This window comes from Acinetobacter sp. CAU_H_60 (assembly GCF_058599385.1).
Genome location: NZ_CM178653.1, coordinates 1,528,725 through 1,544,724, shown reverse-complemented (window position 1 = coordinate 1,544,724; position 16,000 = coordinate 1,528,725). Strand labels below are relative to the sequence as shown.

The following is a 16,000-nucleotide window of genomic DNA, read 5'->3' as shown; positions in this document are numbered from 1 at the left end:
GATTTTTTATGTCATGACTAGATTTTATCCATGAACTTATATTATATTCGATCTAAAACATAATTTCGTATTATGAAATTAATTGTCATAAATATACAAATTAGAACTCATACAAGGGAATTACGATGAGAAATTATATTGCGCCATTAAAAGACATGAAGTTTGTGCTGAAAGATCTGCTCAATGTTGAACAGAAATATGAAGGCTATGCAAAGTTCGCAGACAAAGTTTCTATGGATATTATGGAACAATATCTGGAAGTCGCTGCGGACTTTTGCCAAAACGAACTTCTACCGATTAATGCAACAGGCGACCAGCAAGGCTGCCGTTTGCAGGATGGCGTCGTAACTACACCGGATGGTTTTAAAGCGGCTTATGACAAATATGTAGAACTCGGCTTTACCTCATTAACTGGCGATGAAAAATATGGTGGCCAAGGCTTCCCGACCTTATACCGTATTGCCATTTCTGAAATTATTACGGCGACCAACTGGTCTTGGGGTATGTACCCAGGCCTGTCACATGGTGCGATGCGTACCTTAGAGCATCACGGTAGCGATGAACAAAAACAGAAATTCCTGGTGCCTTTAATTGCAGGTCGCTGGACCGGAACCATGTGTTTGACTGAATCACATGCCGGTTCTGATTTGGGGCTGATCCGTACCAAAGCAGTGCCAAATGAAGATGGCAGCTATAGCATCAGCGGTGAGAAAATCTTTATTTCTGCAGGTGAGCATGACCTGGCGGAAAATATCGTGCATATCGTATTGGCGCGTTTACCGGATGCACCTGCCGGCACCAAAGGTATTTCACTATTTATCGTGCCTAAATACAGTCTGGATGAAGCTGGAAATGTGGCTTCTCGCAATGGCGTGGTGTGTAGTGCGATTGAACACAAGATGGGTATTCATGGCAATGCGACTTGTGTACTGAATTTTGACAATGCCAAAGGCTTCCTGATCGGGCCTGAAAACCGCGGTTTGAATTGCATGTTTACTTTCATGAACTCTGCGCGTATCGGCACAGCGATTCAAGGTTTGGCTGCAGCTGAATCTTCTTATCAAGGCGCGTTGGCTTATGCCAAAGACCGTCTGGCGATGCGTTCACTTGAAGGTGCCAAAGAGCCAAACCTACCTGCGGATCCAATCATCGTGCATCCAGCGGTGCGTAATATGCTACTGACTCAAAAAGTATTTGCAGAAGGTTCACGTGCCTTGGCTTATTATCTGGCGACTTATGCTGATATTGCGGAAGCAACGGACAATCCTGAAGAGAAGAAAGCCGCAGAAGACCGTCTGGCATTATTAACCCCAATTGCTAAAGCATTAATGACCGAAACAGGTGTAGAAGCGGCCAAACATGGTATGCAGGTTTTTGGTGGACACGGCTATATTGCTGAACATGGCATGGAACAGATTGCCCGTGATGCACGTATTGCCAGTCTGTATGAAGGTACTACTGAAATTCAATCAATCGACTTGCTGGCGCGTAAAGTGCTGGGTTCAAAATTGGGTCTGCTCACTGCATTAACGGATGAGATTCAAGGCTTTGTGAAAGGACATCAGCAACATGCCCAGTTTAATCAGCAAGTGGCACAAGTGAGCCAGTTGACTGAGCAATGGCTAGAATTAACCAAAACGATTCAGGCGCAGGCACAACAGTCTGCCAATGAAATCGGTGCGGCATCTGTCGATTACCTATATTTCTCTGGTTATGTGGTGTCTTCGTATTTATGGCTGAAAATGGCGATTACGGCGCAGCAAAAAATTGAAGAGGGCAATACCGATCCGTTCTATGCAGCGAAGATCAAAACCGCACAATTCTTCTTTGCCCGGATTCTGCCAAGAACTTCAACCCACATTGCCAATATTCAGGCCGGTGGTGAGAGCCTGTTCCTGCTTGCACCAGAAGAGTTTAAATTCGATTAATCCTTTTACCCACGATCAATCTCTCGATTGTGGGTCTTTTTTTTCTTACTACTTTTTTCATCCTGCACAAAATTCAATATCGATGGATACTTTTCAGTATTGCATCGGCCATAAAACAACAAGATCAGGAGTCTATATGGATTTAGACACGATTACACGACAATGTCCTTATGGTGATCTACAACTGACTTATCATGAAGTCGGACAGAAATCCTCATATCCCACCATTATTCTGATTCATGGCACAGGTGGAAATACCGACAAGCATTTCAGTTATATTTTTCCCATGCTCGGTATTCATCAGCGGGTTTTATCCATTGATTTACATACCCCAGATAAAACCGATCTGGCAGTGACTGATTTTAGTCAGCAAGTTGAAGAACTGATCCAGCATGCGGTAGCAGCTGATGAAGTGATTACTGTGGTGGGTTATTCACTCGGTGCCGTGATTGCTGCACAAGTAGCCGCGAGTCTTAAACAACGCGTAGCACATTTAATCTTGCTAGCCGGTTGGGCAAAAACCAGTTCAGTCCAACAACTGCGGACCACGATCTGGCAACAGTTATTTAATGATCAATCCGCGGCTTTGCCACATTTTGTAAATTATTGCCTGTATAGCGATGATTATCTGTCTGCACGAACTGAAAAACAGGTGCTTGATCTGGCACGCTTTGTAAAACCTTCTCAAGATGCAGCCAAACAGCGTGAACTGAATTATTGCATTGATATCACCGCCATTTTGCCGGACATCTCTGCTGAGACCTTGATCGTGGCCTGTCGTGAAGATCGTATGGTGCCTTTAGCGCAAGCCAAATTACTGTTTGCTTCGATTCAGAATAGTCGTTATATCGAAATTTCTTCGGGACATGCGATTCATATTGAAGCACCAGCGGAAGTGGTGCAATTGATCAACCTGTTTAGCCAGCATCCAGAGCAGTATCCGGCGAATCAAAAAATCCAGCCCATGATGCCTTAAAAAAGGAGAAAAATAATGCAAGCTCAAGGACAGCGCAGCAAGATTTTAATTGTAGGCAGCGGTTTTGGTGGCCTAGGAATGGCGATCCGTCTTAAACAGCAGGGCATTCACGATTTTAAAATCATTGAACGTGCAGCAGAAGTAGGTGGCACATGGCGGGATAATACTTATCCCGGAGTCGCCTGTGATGTACCGTCACATTTATATTCTTTCTCGTTTATTAAAAATCCCAACTGGTCACGTGTCTTTCCGCAAGGGGCAGAAATTCAGCGCTATTTGATTCAATGCTGTGATCAGGAAAATATCCGGCCACATATTGATTTTCAGACACAACTGGAAAAAGCCAGCTGGAATACCGAAAAACGTAGCTGGAATATTCAGACCTCTAAAGGTGTTTATGAAGCGGAATTTTTAATTACCGCTACTGGGCATCTGGCAGATGAACATCTCCCGCAAATTCCGGGACTAGAAGAATTCCAAGGTCAGGTGATGCATTCTGCACGCTGGAATCACGAAGTTAATCTGGATAATCAGCGCGTCGTTGTCGTAGGTTCAGGGGCTTCTGCTATTCAGCTTGTACCGGAAATTGCCAAAACAGCAAAAAGTCTGACCGTATTGCAACGCAGTGCACCGTATATTTTGCCGCGACCAGACCGACCTTATTCTGAGTCAGAAAAACAGCTCTTCCGCAAAGATCCGGACAGCATGTCAGCGTTAAGACATTCCTTGTTCTGGGGTAATGAATACAATTTTGCCCAGCGCCGTAATCTGAAAAGCCAGATCGAGCGGGTCAAGAAAAATTGTCTGCAATTTTTAAAACATCAGATTTCAGATCCTGAATTACAGCAGAAACTCACACCGAATTATGAACCGGGCTGCAAGCGTTTATTGCTGTCCAATGATTATTATCCGACTTTTCTAAAACCGAATGTCACGCTTGAAGATTCAGCTTTGGCTGAAATTACGAAAGACGGTGTAATCAGCAAATCAGGCAATGAATTTCCTGCAGATATCATTGTCTTTGCTACCGGGTTTGAAGCAGCACGCCCACCTTATGCCGCAAAGGTGGTGGGTAAACATGGCCTAAGCTTGGAGCAGCAATGGTCTAGTGGGATGCAGGGTTATCAATCTACGACAGTGCATAATTTTCCAAACCTGTTTATTCTGAATGGTCCAAATACCGGAAGTGGGCATAACTCAGCGCTTTATTTCTTGGAGACCCAGTTTGATTTGGTACTGGATGCCTTGCGGTTTTTTGAACAAGAACAGATTCAGGTCTTTGAAGCCGATCAGAACGCTGAAAATCACTATATGCAAGAACTACAGCAACTTTCCCAAGGCAGTGTCTGGTTATCAGAAAGCTGTAAAAGCTGGTATCTGGACCCGCTGAGTCGCAAGCTGACTTTGGTCTGGCCAGATTATGCGCATTCATTCAGAGACAAAAACCAGCATTTTATTCGCAGCGGTTATCACTACCAGTACATCGAAGCAATGCAGCAGAAAGTGGTGTAAAGATCAATCAGGAATAATCGGAACTTCAGAGTTTCAACATACAAAATAGAATCAAATTAAAAGAAAGGAGTGTTGTCATGAACAGCCAGCCATGGATGGAAGAATATAAAAAATGGAACGTCAATCCGGAATTTACCCGGCCTGACCCTGATAAAACTTTGAGCACGACAATTGCTGAGAATCTACTTAAGTTCAAAGATAAGACTGCTTTCTTTTATCTGGATCGAAAGTTCAGCTATCAGGAGATTGATGTTTATAGCCAGAAGCTGGCTACTTACCTACAGAATCTAGGCTTGGCGTCCGGTAGCCGAATCGCGGTGATGTTACCGAATATTATTCAATATCCAATTGCGACTTTTGCGATTATTCGTGCGGGTTATATTCTGGTCAATGTAAACCCGATGTATACCCAACGCGAGCTGTATCATCAAGTACAGGATTCAGGGGCAGAGGCCTTGATTATTCTGGGTTCAACTTTGGAGCAATTGAATCAATTAGATGAATGTCCTGCACTGAAATATGTGATTTCTACCCATCCACTTGATTTCATTCAGGATCAGCCGATATCAATTTATAGCCAAACGGCGCAATATCCAGAAAAACAGTTTTCTGACTTTAAGCAGGCCATTGACCAGGTACAGGTGATTGATTTTGAAGCCCCTGTACAGCAGCAGGAAGATACCGTTATTCTGCAATATACCGGTGGAACTACAGGGGTTTCCAAAGGGGCTGAGCTCAGTCATCGCAATATCTTATTTAATATCGCCCAGAACAGTACGGTGTTTATCAGTCATTTTGGGGACCGCTATGCGACTGAAGATGAATATGTGTTTTGTGCCTTGCCGCTGTATCACATTTATGGTTTTACCATCTGCCTGTTCAGTTATGGTCTGAGTCGCGGTTTTGCCAATGTCCTGATTCCAAATCCAAGAGATCTGGATGCACTGGTAGATCAATATCATAAGCATCCTCCGACGGTGTTTCCGGGCGTGAATACCATGTTTAATGCATTGGCTCATCATCCACGTTTCCGCGAGCTGGATCACTCACGCCTAAAAACCACGACAGGCGGCGGTGCATCTGTTTTAAAAAACACGGCAGAATTATGGTGCGAAGTCACAGGCTGTCATATCTATGAAGGCTACGGTCTTTCTGAAACCTCACCAACGGCAACATTTAACCCGCCTTTAAGCAAGCGCTTTAGCGGTAGTATTGGCTTGCCATTGGCAGGCACAGAAATTCAGATTCTGGATGATGAAGGAAAACCTGTAGCACTTCATCAGGCTGGAGAAATTGCTATTCGCGGCCCTCAGGTGATGAAAGGTTACTGGAAGCAACCGGAAGCAACAGCACAGGTATTTACCAAAGATGGTTTCTTCCTGACAGGTGATATCGGCTGTATGGATGAGAAGGGTTATATCACCATTCTGGACCGTAAAAAGGACATGATTCTGGTCTCGGGCTTTAATGTCTATCCAAATGAGTTGGAAGGCGTTTTATCCAAACATCCGAAAATTCTGGAATGTGCCGTCATTGGAGTGGATGATGAAAAATCTGGACAAGTTCCGAAAGCCTTTATTGTAAAACGGGATACCAGTCTGACCGAGAATGAAGTTATGACCTATCTGAGACTACAACTGACCAGTTATAAGCTGCCAAAATATATTGAGTTTGTGTCTGGATTACCGAAATCTGCAGTCGGTAAAATTCTACGTCGTGAGTTGCCTAAAACCGTGCAGCCGGATGCCAAAGCCTGTTAAGGAATGACATAGTCAAAATAAAAAAGGAATCGAAAGATCACTGCTGTCCCATAGTTTGCTTTAAATAAAAAAACCTGAGTCCTAACAGTTAAAATATGAGTGCAAACAAACACTTTAACGACCAGGATTCAGGTTTTGTCACATCAGAATACCGTATTTCATGAGCTAATTAAACCTGTTGTGCGACAGGATTTTGAACAACTTGCTAAAGTACACCATGTTGGACAGAAATTTAGAGCAGCTTCCCGGTGGGATCAGTTTATTGCCATATTGATGTCTCAATTCTCTTGTAGGCAAAGTCTGAGAGATATTCAATCCAATTTGGAGTGCCAACAGGAAAAGCTAAGTCATCTCGGAGCAAAGTCTATTCCCCGAAGCACGCTGGCACGAATCAATGAGCAGCAGCCTGCTGCCTTGTATCAACAGCTATTTTACAAGTTGCTTAAATACTATGAACACTCAAAAGTCGCTCATAAATTTCGCTTTAAGAATCCCTTGTATTCCTTGGATGCCAGTCATATTGACCTGTCGCTTTCCTTATGTGAATGGGCCAAAGTTCACGACTCAAAAGCCAGCATGAAACTCAGTATAGGATTGAATCACAGCAATGATATTCCTGAGTTTGTTGCAGTTGAAAATGGCAAAGAAAATGACATGGTACAAGGCCGCAAATTCCAGTTTCCTGCTGGCAGCATTGTAGTTTTTGATAAAGGCTATGTCGATTACCAATGGTATGCAAATCTGACTGCTCAAAACATTGGATTTGTCACACGTTTTAGGCCTAAATCTGTGTATCAGGTGATCCAGCAACATCCAGTGCTTGAATCCAAAGGTATTCTAAAAGATGAAACCATTCAGCTGAATAGCGCACATGCCCTAAAAAGAAAAGCCCCAGTGTTAAGAAGAATTGAATATAGAGATCAGCAAAGTGGCAAGCACTTTAGCTTTCTCAGCAATAACTTTCATTTAGCCGCCTCCACCATTGCGGCGATTTATAAAGATCGTTGGAAAGTTGAGCTGTTCTTTAAGGCGATTAAGCAGAATCTCAAATTAAAAGCGTTTCTAGGCCGCAGCAGGAACGCAATTCAGACACAAATCTGGATTGCGATGATCGCCTATTTATTGGTGAGTTTCGCTCAACATTTAGGAAAAACAGGTTGGACAGTTCAACGTTTACTCAGAATAATTCAAGTGAATTTGTTTGAAAGAAGAACTTTAAAAGCTTTATTTTCACCCGATAAAATACCCATAAAACAAGAGGAAGCTCATTTGAGCTTCCTCTTGTGAAAAATTGTGGGACAGCAATGATCGAAAGATTCCTTTTTTTATTGCTGAGCAGTTTAGCGCTGCTGAATGACTTTTTTGTTTTTCAATTCTTGCATTTCATCAGGGCTTAAATACTGACTCAAAATGGCATCTGTATCTTCACCCAGACACGGTGGTGCTTTTTTATATTCTACCGGGGTCTTGGAAAGTTTAATTGGCGAACCAATCGAGGTGTAATCGTCACGTAGAGTATGCGGCATATGAATGACCATTTCACGCGCCAGAACCTGTTCTTCTTCCAAAGCCTGTTTCAGGTTATTGATCATGCCCACTGGAACTTTGACTGCATGAATCAGATCTACCCAGTGTTTTGCCGGTTGAGAGTAGAAATGAGCCTGTAAGAGAGTGGTGAGTTCTTCACGATGTGTAACCCGTCCTGAATTTTTCAAGAAGCGCGGATATTCTGCCACGTTATTCAAACCCACGGCCTGACACAGTGCTTGAAATTGCAGATCATTCCCGCAGGCAATAATGAATTCACCTTCCTGTGCTTTAAACACCTGATAAGGCACAATATTGGCATGGGCATTACCAAAGCGCCCAGGTACTTTACCTGAGGTCAGATAATTCATGGCCAAAACAGAGAGGGAAGCGACCTGGGTATCCAGCAGCGCCATATCAATATGCTGACCTTCACCAGTTTTTTCACGGGACAATAAAGCAGCTTGGATCGCAATTGCGGCATATAAGCCGGTGGTCAGATCGGCAAAGGCCAGACCTGCTTTTTGCGGGCCGCCACCAGGTAAGTCATCACGTTCACCCGTAACACTCATCATGCCGCCCATACCCTGAACAATGAAGTCATAGCCTGGTTCTTGCGCACGCGGGCCATTCTGGCCAAAGCCGGTAATTGAACAGTACACCAGACGAGGATTTATCTGGCTCAGACTTTCATAGTCCAGACCATATCTTTTCAACGAACCCGCTTTATAGTTCTCAATAACTACATCGCTTTGTTCTGCGAGTTTCTTGATAATGCTTTGACCTTCCGGGGTAGATAAATCTACGGCAACCGAATGCTTACCACGATTGGCTGAAAGATAATAAGCCGATTCATGGGTATCTTCCTGCTGATTATTTTTAAGCCAAGGTGGTCCCCAGATGCGTGTGTCATCTCCATGATCAGGCTTTTCAATTTTAATCACTTCTGCACCCAGGTCAGCCAAAATCTGGCTACACCAAGGACCAGCCAAAATCCGGCTTAAATCCAGTACACGAAAGCCTGTTAAAGCACCCATCGTTACGCTCCTTGTTCGATGTTATTTAGATTGCATGTCGTTTTTAATAATCGCTTTAAAGCTATAGGAAAATGGAAAAACAATCAACTTTATGATACTTAATTTCGCCTAACAAAATAAAACATCTAAAATGATTAAAAAATCATCCTAACTTCTTTAGCCTGATGATGAGAATAAATACGGTTCAAAAATAACAGGGAGAGGGAAAAGTCTCGGGAAAGAGACTATAAGAACAGGAGTAAATACTGTGCTTTGAAAACGGATCGCGCTTAAAGCGCATGCATATAGAAGTGTGCATACACAAGATCAGAATGAAAAAACCTAAGGATAGGAATAGAGATTTAAATATGACGGAATTAGTAAGAGAACAAGTTTTAGAAAGAGAACTCGCAAAGATAAAACCCACCACCAAGCGAACCCAGCAGATTGCCTTTGTCTTTGCCTTTTTGGCACTCCTGGTCGATGGCGCGGACATGCTACTGCTGTCCTTCAGCTTAAACAGCCTGAAAGCAGAATTTGGTTTAAGTAATTTACAAGCCGGTACCCTGGGTAGTTTTACACTCGCGGGTATGGCGATCGGTGGTTTTATTGGTGGCTGGGCTTGTGACCGTTTAGGCCGGGTACGTACAGTCGTTATTTCAATTCTGATCTTTTCAGTATTAACTGCAGCCTTGGGCTTTACTCAAAACTATGAACAGTTCGCCGTACTACGTTTCCTGTCTGCGTTTGGGATCGGGTCTTTATATATTGCAGCCAGTACACTGATGGCTGAATATGTACCAACCAAATACCGGACTACAATTTTAGGTACCTTACAGGCAGGTTGGACGGTTGGTTATATCGTAGCTACTGTATTGGCAGGTTGGATTATTCCTGAATATGGCTGGCGTACACTGTTTTTTGTCGCGATTATCCCATCCGTTATGGCGATTTTTATCCAGAAACTGGTTCCTGAACCAGAATCGTGGCAGCGTGCAAGATTACTGCGTTTATATGCACCCGCTGAAGTCACTACCAAACAGCCTGTTAAGAAAAGTACCGTCAAAGAAATCTTTGCAGATCCTGCGAATCGCAAGATGTTTATTTTATGGATTTTCACGGCTGGTTTTCTGCAGTTTGGCTATTACGGTGTAAATAACTGGATGCCAGCTTATCTAGAATCTGAATTACATATGAACTTTAAATCAATGGCGGGTTATATGATCGGAACCTATGTTGCCATGATTTTTGGTAAAGTTCTGGCCGGTTTTGCTGCAGACCGTTTAGGTCGACGCGCCGTTTTCTCGTTTGGCGCGATTGGTACAGCGATTTTCTTACCGGTAATTGTGCTGTTCAACACCCCGGATAATATTGCCTATCTGCTGATTTTCTTTGGCTTCCTCTATGGTATTCCGTATGCAATTAATGCCACTTATATGACCGAAAGCTTTGCCACTTCGATCCGCGGTACAGCCGTCGGTGGTGCTTATAATGCAGGGCGTATTGGGGCCATGTTTGCACCTGCGATTATTGGTGCAGCAGCGAGTGGTGGTTCAATTGGTTTGGGCTTCTTGATTATGGGCGGTGCCTATTTCTTGTGTGGTGCAGTATCCGGGATCTTTATCAAAGATCGTCAATACGACCCACAAAAAGCATAATGATCTTTTAAACAATGATGTTAAAAATGAGCCTCATAAGGGCTCATTTTTTTTCTATTTAATTTAAAAATAAGATGTCTATTTTTTATTGATCCGGCTCTTTTTGCAGATGAATACTTTTTAGTCCATCATTTACTTTATTGAGTAAATGAATCAGGGTAATCACATCATCAAAAGCCAGTTTATTTAAGGCCTGTCCATAAAACTCAAAAAAATCATCCTGCAGGCTATCCCAGGTCTGAAAACCTTCAGTGGTGAGCGCAACAATTTTGGCACGGCGATCCTGTTCATTGATAACACGCTCTACCAGTCCATCACGTTCCAGTCGTTTTAAGACAGCATCCAGATTTTGGCGACTCACACCCAGATATTCGGTCAGATCTGAAAAAGACATACCAGATTTAACTTTAGGACGAGACAGGGCACCCAGCACAGCCCAATGCACAGGAGATATTTTTAGCTCATTTAAGCACTTTCGATCCAGACTGTTTCCCACCTGAAACAGACGGAAAAACAGCCGGTTATGAGCGGAATATAAGGATTGATCATATTTTTTTGACAAAGTATCACTCACTATATGCAACATCCTCAAAACTGAAATAGCCAAACGGCGCAAAGTATAACCTATCGCTTTTTCGCATAAATCAGTTTCTTTTATAATTTGTTTTAAAAATCATAGTGTTTTAGCAGAAATCTGCACCTTTAAATTCTGTACTAAGCAGTTGAATCATTCCAAATATCTCTCTTGATATTCACGGTCTCAGTTCGTTCCCTAGCTGAATATCAAGGCAGCCATCTAGCAATCTAAAGAAATAAAACATCCTTCATGAAACAGAAATAGCTTAGTTATAAGCTGGGGCTAGATATGGGCTACTCTAAAGAAAAAAGTTAATATAGGTCAATACATTGAATAAATAAAATTATTAAGTATTTGTTATATATATATTTATAGAAATATAAATATTATTTTATGTAAATATATTGACATAAATCTAATCTCTTTCTATTTTAGATAAAACACACCGAATTAGAACAACAGCCGATTAAATTCGACAACAAATAGCGTAGGGATAAAACAATGAAAGGATTAAAAGATAAGGTCGTGATTGTGACAGGTGGTGCTGGCGGAATTGGTTCCGCAACCTGCCGACGTCTGGCTGAAGAAGGCGCAAAAGTTGCCATTTTTGATATGAATCTGGAAGCTGCCGAGAAGCTGGCAAATGAAATTAATCAATACGGTCAGGCGTTAGCAATTCAGTGTGATATTACCCAAAGTGACATCGTTGAACAGGCGGTTCAAAAAACAGAAGATGAATTGGGTCCGATCGATGGACTGGTGAATAATGCCGGATGGGACATTTTCAAACCTTTCATCAAAAGTACGCCTGATGAATGGCAAAAACTCATCCAGATCAATCTGGTTGGTATGCTGAATATGCACTTTGCTGTGCTGAAAGGCATGGTCGAGCGTAATGCTGGCAGCATAGTTAATATTGCCTCAGATGCGGCTCGTGTCGGCTCTTCAGGCGAAGCAGTTTATGCAGCTTGTAAGGGAGGATTGCTATCTTTCTCCAAAACTCTGGCACGCGAACATTCACGCCACAACATCAAAATTAATGTGATTTGCCCAGGACCGACGGATACGGCCTTACTGGCAGGTGTAACTGAAGGTGCATCAAATCCGGAAAAATTACGTGAAGCCTTTATTCGTGCTATTCCACTGGGCCGTTTGGGTCAACCAGATGATTTAGCCTCTGCGATTGCCTTTTTCTTGAGTGAAGATGCCAACTTTATTACCGGACAGGTGCTTAGTGTCTCTGGCGGTCTGACCATGAACGGTTAAAGCATCAAATTAATTAACACTAAATTAGATAGATAAAAACAGTACAGGACGTAATGAACATGAATTTTGAAGATATCTTATATGAAGTTAAAAACGGTGTAGCCTGGATCACGATTAACCGTCCAGAAAAAATGAATGCCTTTCGTGGTACAACCTGTGACGAACTGATTAAGGCCTTAAACAAAGCTGGTTATGACCGTAACGTTGGTGTGATTGTATTGGCTGGCGCAGGTGAAAAAGCCTTCTGTACTGGTGGTGATCAGTCTGCGCATGATGGCAATTATGACGGTCGCGGTACCATTGGTTTACCGATGGAAGAATTGCATACCGCCATTCGTGATGTTCCAAAACCGGTAATTGCGCGCGTACAAGGTTATGCTATTGGGGGGGGTAATGTACTGGCCACCATTTGTGATCTGACGATCTGTTCAGACAAAGCTATTTTCGGTCAGGTCGGACCAAAGATGGGTTCAGTTGATCCAGGCTATGGCACAGCATTTTTAGCGCGCGTCGTGGGTGAGAAGAAAGCCCGTGAAATTTGGTATATGTGCCGCCGTTATTCTGGTCAAGAAGCGGTTGAAATTGGCTTGGCCAATAAATGTGTGCCGGCAGATCAACTCGATGCAGAAGTTCAGGCATGGGGCGAAGAAATCTGTCAGCGTAGTCCGACCGCAATCGCGATTGCCAAACGCAGTTTCAATATGGATACCGCACATCAGGCAGGGATCGCTGGCATGGGCATGTATGCGCTAAAACTTTATTACGATACTGAAGAGTCTCGTGAAGGCGTGAATGCATTGAAGGAAAAACGTCAGCCTGAATTCCGTAAATATGCCAAATAAGGAGACTCATTAATGAAAAAGAATCCTTATATCACCGAAGATCTAGAATTTTTAGCTGAAACAGCAGAAAAATTTGCCCAGAAATATGTGGCTCCGGGATTTCTAGAGCGTGATCAAAGCCGAGTCTTTGATCGTGATCTGGTGAAAAAGATGGGTGAAATGGGCTTTATTGCACCAGAGCTCCCAGAACAATATGGCGGTCAGGGTATGGGTCGACTGGCAGCAGGAATTATCCATGAAGCCATTGCCAAGGCTGATTTAAGTTTTTCCTATATCAACCTGCTTGCATCGTTAAATGGCCAGATTCTGGCAGAACATGGACAGCCTGAGGTGGTTGAGTCATGGTTAAAAAAACTGACTGGTGGTGAAGCAATTTTCTCAATTGCGCTGACCGAACCGCGTGGTGGTTCAGATGCTGCCAACTTACGTTTAAAGATCGAACGTGATGGCGATGAATATGTCATTAACGGTGAAAAGACTTCGATTTCAGCAGCCGATCAGGCCGATGCTTCAGTGGTCTTCGGTCGCACTGGTTCAAATGAAAGTGGCGCACATGGCGTAACCGCCTTACTGGTGCCAATGAATTTACCGGGCATCAGCACCACACGATTTGACTGTCACGGCCAGCGTGCGATTGGCCGCGGTTCGATCTTCTTTGACAATGTCCGTGTACCGGTAAACCACCGTCTAGGGGATGAAAACAAAGGTTTCGTTCAAGTCATGCAAGGCTTTGATTTCTCGCGTGCCCTGATTGGTTTGCAAGTTTTGGCGGTTGCACGCGTCAGTCTGGATGAGGCTTGGGAATATGCGGCACAACGTGAAGCCTTTGGTCAGCCACTCACCGCTTTCCAAGGCGTTTCGCATCCACTGGCAGAATATGAAACGCAGGTTGAAGCTGCGCGCTTACTTTGTCTACAAACTTTATGGCTCAAAGACAACCATCTGCCGCATACCTCTGAAGCTGGCATGTGTAAATGGTGGGGGCCAAAACTGGCCTATGATGTGATTCATCAATGCCTGTTGACTTTTGGTCATGCCGGTTATGACCGTGGGGTGATGGAACAGCGCATGCGTGATGTGCTGGGCTTCCAGATTGGTGATGGCACAGCACAGATTATGAAAACAATTATCGCTCGGCATAAGGCAGGACGTAAGGCTGTACCAGCTTAAGAAAAGTACGCCCCAGCCTGAATAAGACTATTATAAAAAATGAGGAGTAAGCGAATGGATTTCGATGCGGTTCTGATCCCGACAAGAAAAGAGGCCATGCTCAAACAGGGACACTGGCTCAATCAAACAATTCTCGATTTTTTACGCAGTGCGGTAGAAAAAAATCCGGACAAAACAGCTTTAGTGAGTTTTAAGGTCGAGAATCAAACTGAACAGACCTTCAGCTACCAGCAGCTTTGGGACATGACCAATAAAATTGCGTTGGGCTTGAAACAGTTGGGCGTCGGGAAAAATGATGTTGTGTCTTGTCAGTTGCCGAACTGGTGGGAATTTACTTTGCTGTATCTGGCTTGTAGTCGTATTGGCGCCGTATTGAATCCACTCATGCCGATATTCCGTGAGCGTGAACTCGAATTCATGCTTAAACATGGTGAATCTAAAGTATTTGTTGTGCCTAAGACTTTCCGCAATTTTAGCCATGAACAGTTGGCCAATCACCTACACAACAAGCTGGACACCCTGCAACATGTCGTCGTAGTGAATGGGGAGGGCGAGAATAATTTTGATCGCCTGTTGCTGAATCATGGGCTAGAACAGAATCCTACAGCCGTTGCTGCACTGGGTGAGCTTGAGTCTGGCCCCAATGATATTACCCAACTGATCTTTACCTCGGGCACCACAGGTGAACCGAAAGGCGTGATGCATACCGCTAATACCTTGTTTTCCAATATTGTGCCTTATGCCGAGCGACTACATTTAACTGAAAATGATGTGGTACTCATGGCTTCACCGATGGCGCATCAGACCGGTTTTATGTATGGTCTGATGATGCCAATTCAGCTCAATACCAAAGTGGTATTACAGGATGTTTGGGATGTCTCCAAAGCCGTGGATCTGATTCATCAGCATCAGGTGAATTTCACCATGGCTTCAACACCATTCCTGAATGACCTATCCAATACTGTGGCTGAACAGCATGACAAAGTCGACTCACTGAAAATTTTCCTTTGTGCCGGTGCGCCAATTCCTGGACCACTGGTACAAAAAGCCCGGGAAATTTTAGGGGTTAAAGTGATTTCAGCTTGGGGGATGACCGAATGTGGTGCGGTCACTACTACCTGTCCAGAAGATGACGATGAACGTTCTTTTAATACTGATGGTATTGCCTTACCGGGTGTAGACGTCAAAATTGTCGATAAAACAGGGAAGACCAAGCCGGTAAATGAGTCTGGTCGTTTGATGATTCGTGCTTGTTCTGGATTCGGTGGCTACCTCAAACGTGCTCATTTAAATGATACCGATGCAGATGGCTGGTTTGATACGGGCGATATCGCCTATCAGGATGAAAAAGGTTATATCCGGATTTGTGGCCGTAAAAAGGATGTAATCATTCGTGGCGGTGAAAATATTCCGGTCGCAGAAATTGAATCACTTTTATATAAACATCCCAATGTGGCGGTGGTCGCTTTAGTGGCTTATGCAGATGAACGGCTGGGTGAGCGTGCCTGTGCGATTATTAAGTTAAAAGATCCTTCACAGTCTTTAAGTTTTAATGATTTGGTCGATTTCCTGAAAACCCATAATCTGGCAGTGCAATATATTCCAGAACGTTTGGAAATTTGGGACGAGATTCCCATGACGCCATCGGGGAAAATCCAGAAATTTAAACTCAGAGAGTTACTGGCCCAGCATATTGCATCAACAGCAGCAGTAGTGAATTAGAATCTCGGCATAAAACTAATAAAAACCCTGATGTGACATGACATCA

General features: G+C 43.5%; 12 protein-coding genes. 10 read left to right on the top strand and 2 right to left on the bottom strand.

The features are described 5' to 3' along the window. Nucleotides 1-125 precede the first annotated feature (125 nt). The 5 genes from AC4MBN_RS07160 to AC4MBN_RS07140 all read left to right on the top strand — a co-directional run bounded on the left by AC4MBN_RS07160 (nucleotide 126) and on the right by AC4MBN_RS07140 (nucleotide 7,463). The gene (locus tag AC4MBN_RS07160) at nucleotides 126-1,928 is read left to right on the top strand and encodes an acyl-CoA dehydrogenase C-terminal domain-containing protein (protein ID WP_491880038.1); all 1,803 of its coding nucleotides are present in this window, start codon (nucleotides 126-128) and stop codon (nucleotides 1,926-1,928) included. A 136-nt stretch (nucleotides 1,929-2,064) separates the two neighbouring features. Further along, nucleotides 2,065-2,904 (top strand): alpha/beta fold hydrolase, encoded by an 840-nt coding sequence (locus tag AC4MBN_RS07155; RefSeq protein WP_491880037.1) that lies wholly within the window; start codon nucleotides 2,065-2,067, stop codon nucleotides 2,902-2,904. Between the two features lie 15 nt (nucleotides 2,905-2,919). Continuing rightward, nucleotides 2,920-4,416 (top strand): flavin-containing monooxygenase, encoded by a 1,497-nt coding sequence (locus AC4MBN_RS07150; RefSeq protein WP_491880036.1) that lies wholly within the window; start codon nucleotides 2,920-2,922, stop codon nucleotides 4,414-4,416. A 77-nt stretch (nucleotides 4,417-4,493) separates the two neighbouring features. After that, nucleotides 4,494-6,176, top strand: a complete 1,683-nt coding sequence (locus AC4MBN_RS07145) for an AMP-binding protein (RefSeq protein ID WP_491880035.1) — start codon at nucleotides 4,494-4,496, stop codon at nucleotides 6,174-6,176. A gap of 135 nt (nucleotides 6,177-6,311) precedes the next feature. Then, nucleotides 6,312-7,463, top strand: a complete 1,152-nt coding sequence (locus AC4MBN_RS07140; RefSeq protein WP_058951619.1) for an IS4-like element ISAbe18 family transposase — start codon at nucleotides 6,312-6,314, stop codon at nucleotides 7,461-7,463. Between the two features lie 53 nt (nucleotides 7,464-7,516). Here the strand turns inward: AC4MBN_RS07140 and AC4MBN_RS07135 are convergent, their stop codons facing one another. Next, entirely contained in the window at nucleotides 7,517-8,740 is a 1,224-nt protein-coding gene (locus AC4MBN_RS07135) for a CaiB/BaiF CoA transferase family protein (protein ID WP_491880034.1), read from the bottom strand. Nucleotides 8,741-9,087: 347 nt separating this feature from the next. Between AC4MBN_RS07135 and AC4MBN_RS07130 the strand changes: the two genes are divergently transcribed. Then, nucleotides 9,088-10,377: an MFS transporter gene (locus tag AC4MBN_RS07130; protein ID WP_491880033.1), complete on the top strand. Its 1,290-nt coding sequence runs from the start codon at nucleotides 9,088-9,090 to the stop codon at nucleotides 10,375-10,377. Between the two features lie 85 nt (nucleotides 10,378-10,462). On the opposite strand, the gene AC4MBN_RS07125 is transcribed toward AC4MBN_RS07130, so the two are convergent. Continuing rightward, nucleotides 10,463-10,951, bottom strand: coding sequence for a MarR family winged helix-turn-helix transcriptional regulator (locus AC4MBN_RS07125; protein WP_180192242.1), 489 nt, complete (start codon nucleotides 10,949-10,951; stop codon nucleotides 10,463-10,465). A gap of 504 nt (nucleotides 10,952-11,455) precedes the next feature. On the opposite strand from AC4MBN_RS07125, the gene AC4MBN_RS07120 reads away from it, so the two are divergent. From AC4MBN_RS07120 to aliA, 4 genes are read left to right on the top strand one after another with little or no spacing between them, the layout of a single operon-like run. Further along, the gene (locus tag AC4MBN_RS07120; protein WP_180192243.1) at nucleotides 11,456-12,220 is read left to right on the top strand and encodes a glucose 1-dehydrogenase; all 765 of its coding nucleotides are present in this window, start codon (nucleotides 11,456-11,458) and stop codon (nucleotides 12,218-12,220) included. Between the two features lie 59 nt (nucleotides 12,221-12,279). Continuing rightward, nucleotides 12,280-13,062: a 2-ketocyclohexanecarboxyl-CoA hydrolase gene (gene badI, locus AC4MBN_RS07115; protein ID WP_180192244.1), complete on the top strand. Its 783-nt coding sequence runs from the start codon at nucleotides 12,280-12,282 to the stop codon at nucleotides 13,060-13,062. Between the two features lie 12 nt (nucleotides 13,063-13,074). Then, a complete protein-coding gene (gene aliB / locus AC4MBN_RS07110; protein WP_491880928.1) occupies nucleotides 13,075-14,232 on the top strand; it encodes a cyclohexanecarboxyl-CoA dehydrogenase in 1,158 nt (385 codons plus the stop codon). Between the two features lie 54 nt (nucleotides 14,233-14,286). Beyond that, on the top strand, nucleotides 14,287-15,954 hold the full coding sequence (gene aliA, locus AC4MBN_RS07105; protein WP_491880927.1) for a cyclohexanecarboxylate-CoA ligase: 1,668 nt from the start codon (nucleotides 14,287-14,289) through the stop codon (nucleotides 15,952-15,954). Nucleotides 15,955-16,000 lie beyond the last annotated feature (46 nt).

Bases quoted from the DNA above. Each gene is read 5' to 3' on its own strand.
- AC4MBN_RS07160 (WP_491880038.1), top strand. From the start codon at position 126: ATGAGAAATTATATTGCGCCATTAAAAGACATGAAGTTTGTGCTGAAA.
- AC4MBN_RS07155 (WP_491880037.1), top strand. From the start codon at position 2,065: ATGGATTTAGACACGATTACACGACAATGTCCTTATGGTGATCTACAA.
- AC4MBN_RS07150 (WP_491880036.1), top strand. From the start codon at position 2,920: ATGCAAGCTCAAGGACAGCGCAGCAAGATTTTAATTGTAGGCAGCGGT.
- AC4MBN_RS07145 (WP_491880035.1), top strand. From the start codon at position 4,494: ATGAACAGCCAGCCATGGATGGAAGAATATAAAAAATGGAACGTCAAT.
- AC4MBN_RS07135 (WP_491880034.1), bottom strand. From the start codon at position 8,740: ATGGGTGCTTTAACAGGCTTTCGTGTACTGGATTTAAGCCGGATTTTG.
- AC4MBN_RS07130 (WP_491880033.1), top strand. From the start codon at position 9,088: ATGACGGAATTAGTAAGAGAACAAGTTTTAGAAAGAGAACTCGCAAAG.
- AC4MBN_RS07120 (WP_180192243.1), top strand. From the start codon at position 11,456: ATGAAAGGATTAAAAGATAAGGTCGTGATTGTGACAGGTGGTGCTGGC.
- badI (WP_180192244.1), top strand. From the start codon at position 12,280: ATGAATTTTGAAGATATCTTATATGAAGTTAAAAACGGTGTAGCCTGG.
- aliB (WP_491880928.1), top strand. From the start codon at position 13,075: ATGAAAAAGAATCCTTATATCACCGAAGATCTAGAATTTTTAGCTGAA.
- aliA (WP_491880927.1), top strand. From the start codon at position 14,287: ATGGATTTCGATGCGGTTCTGATCCCGACAAGAAAAGAGGCCATGCTC.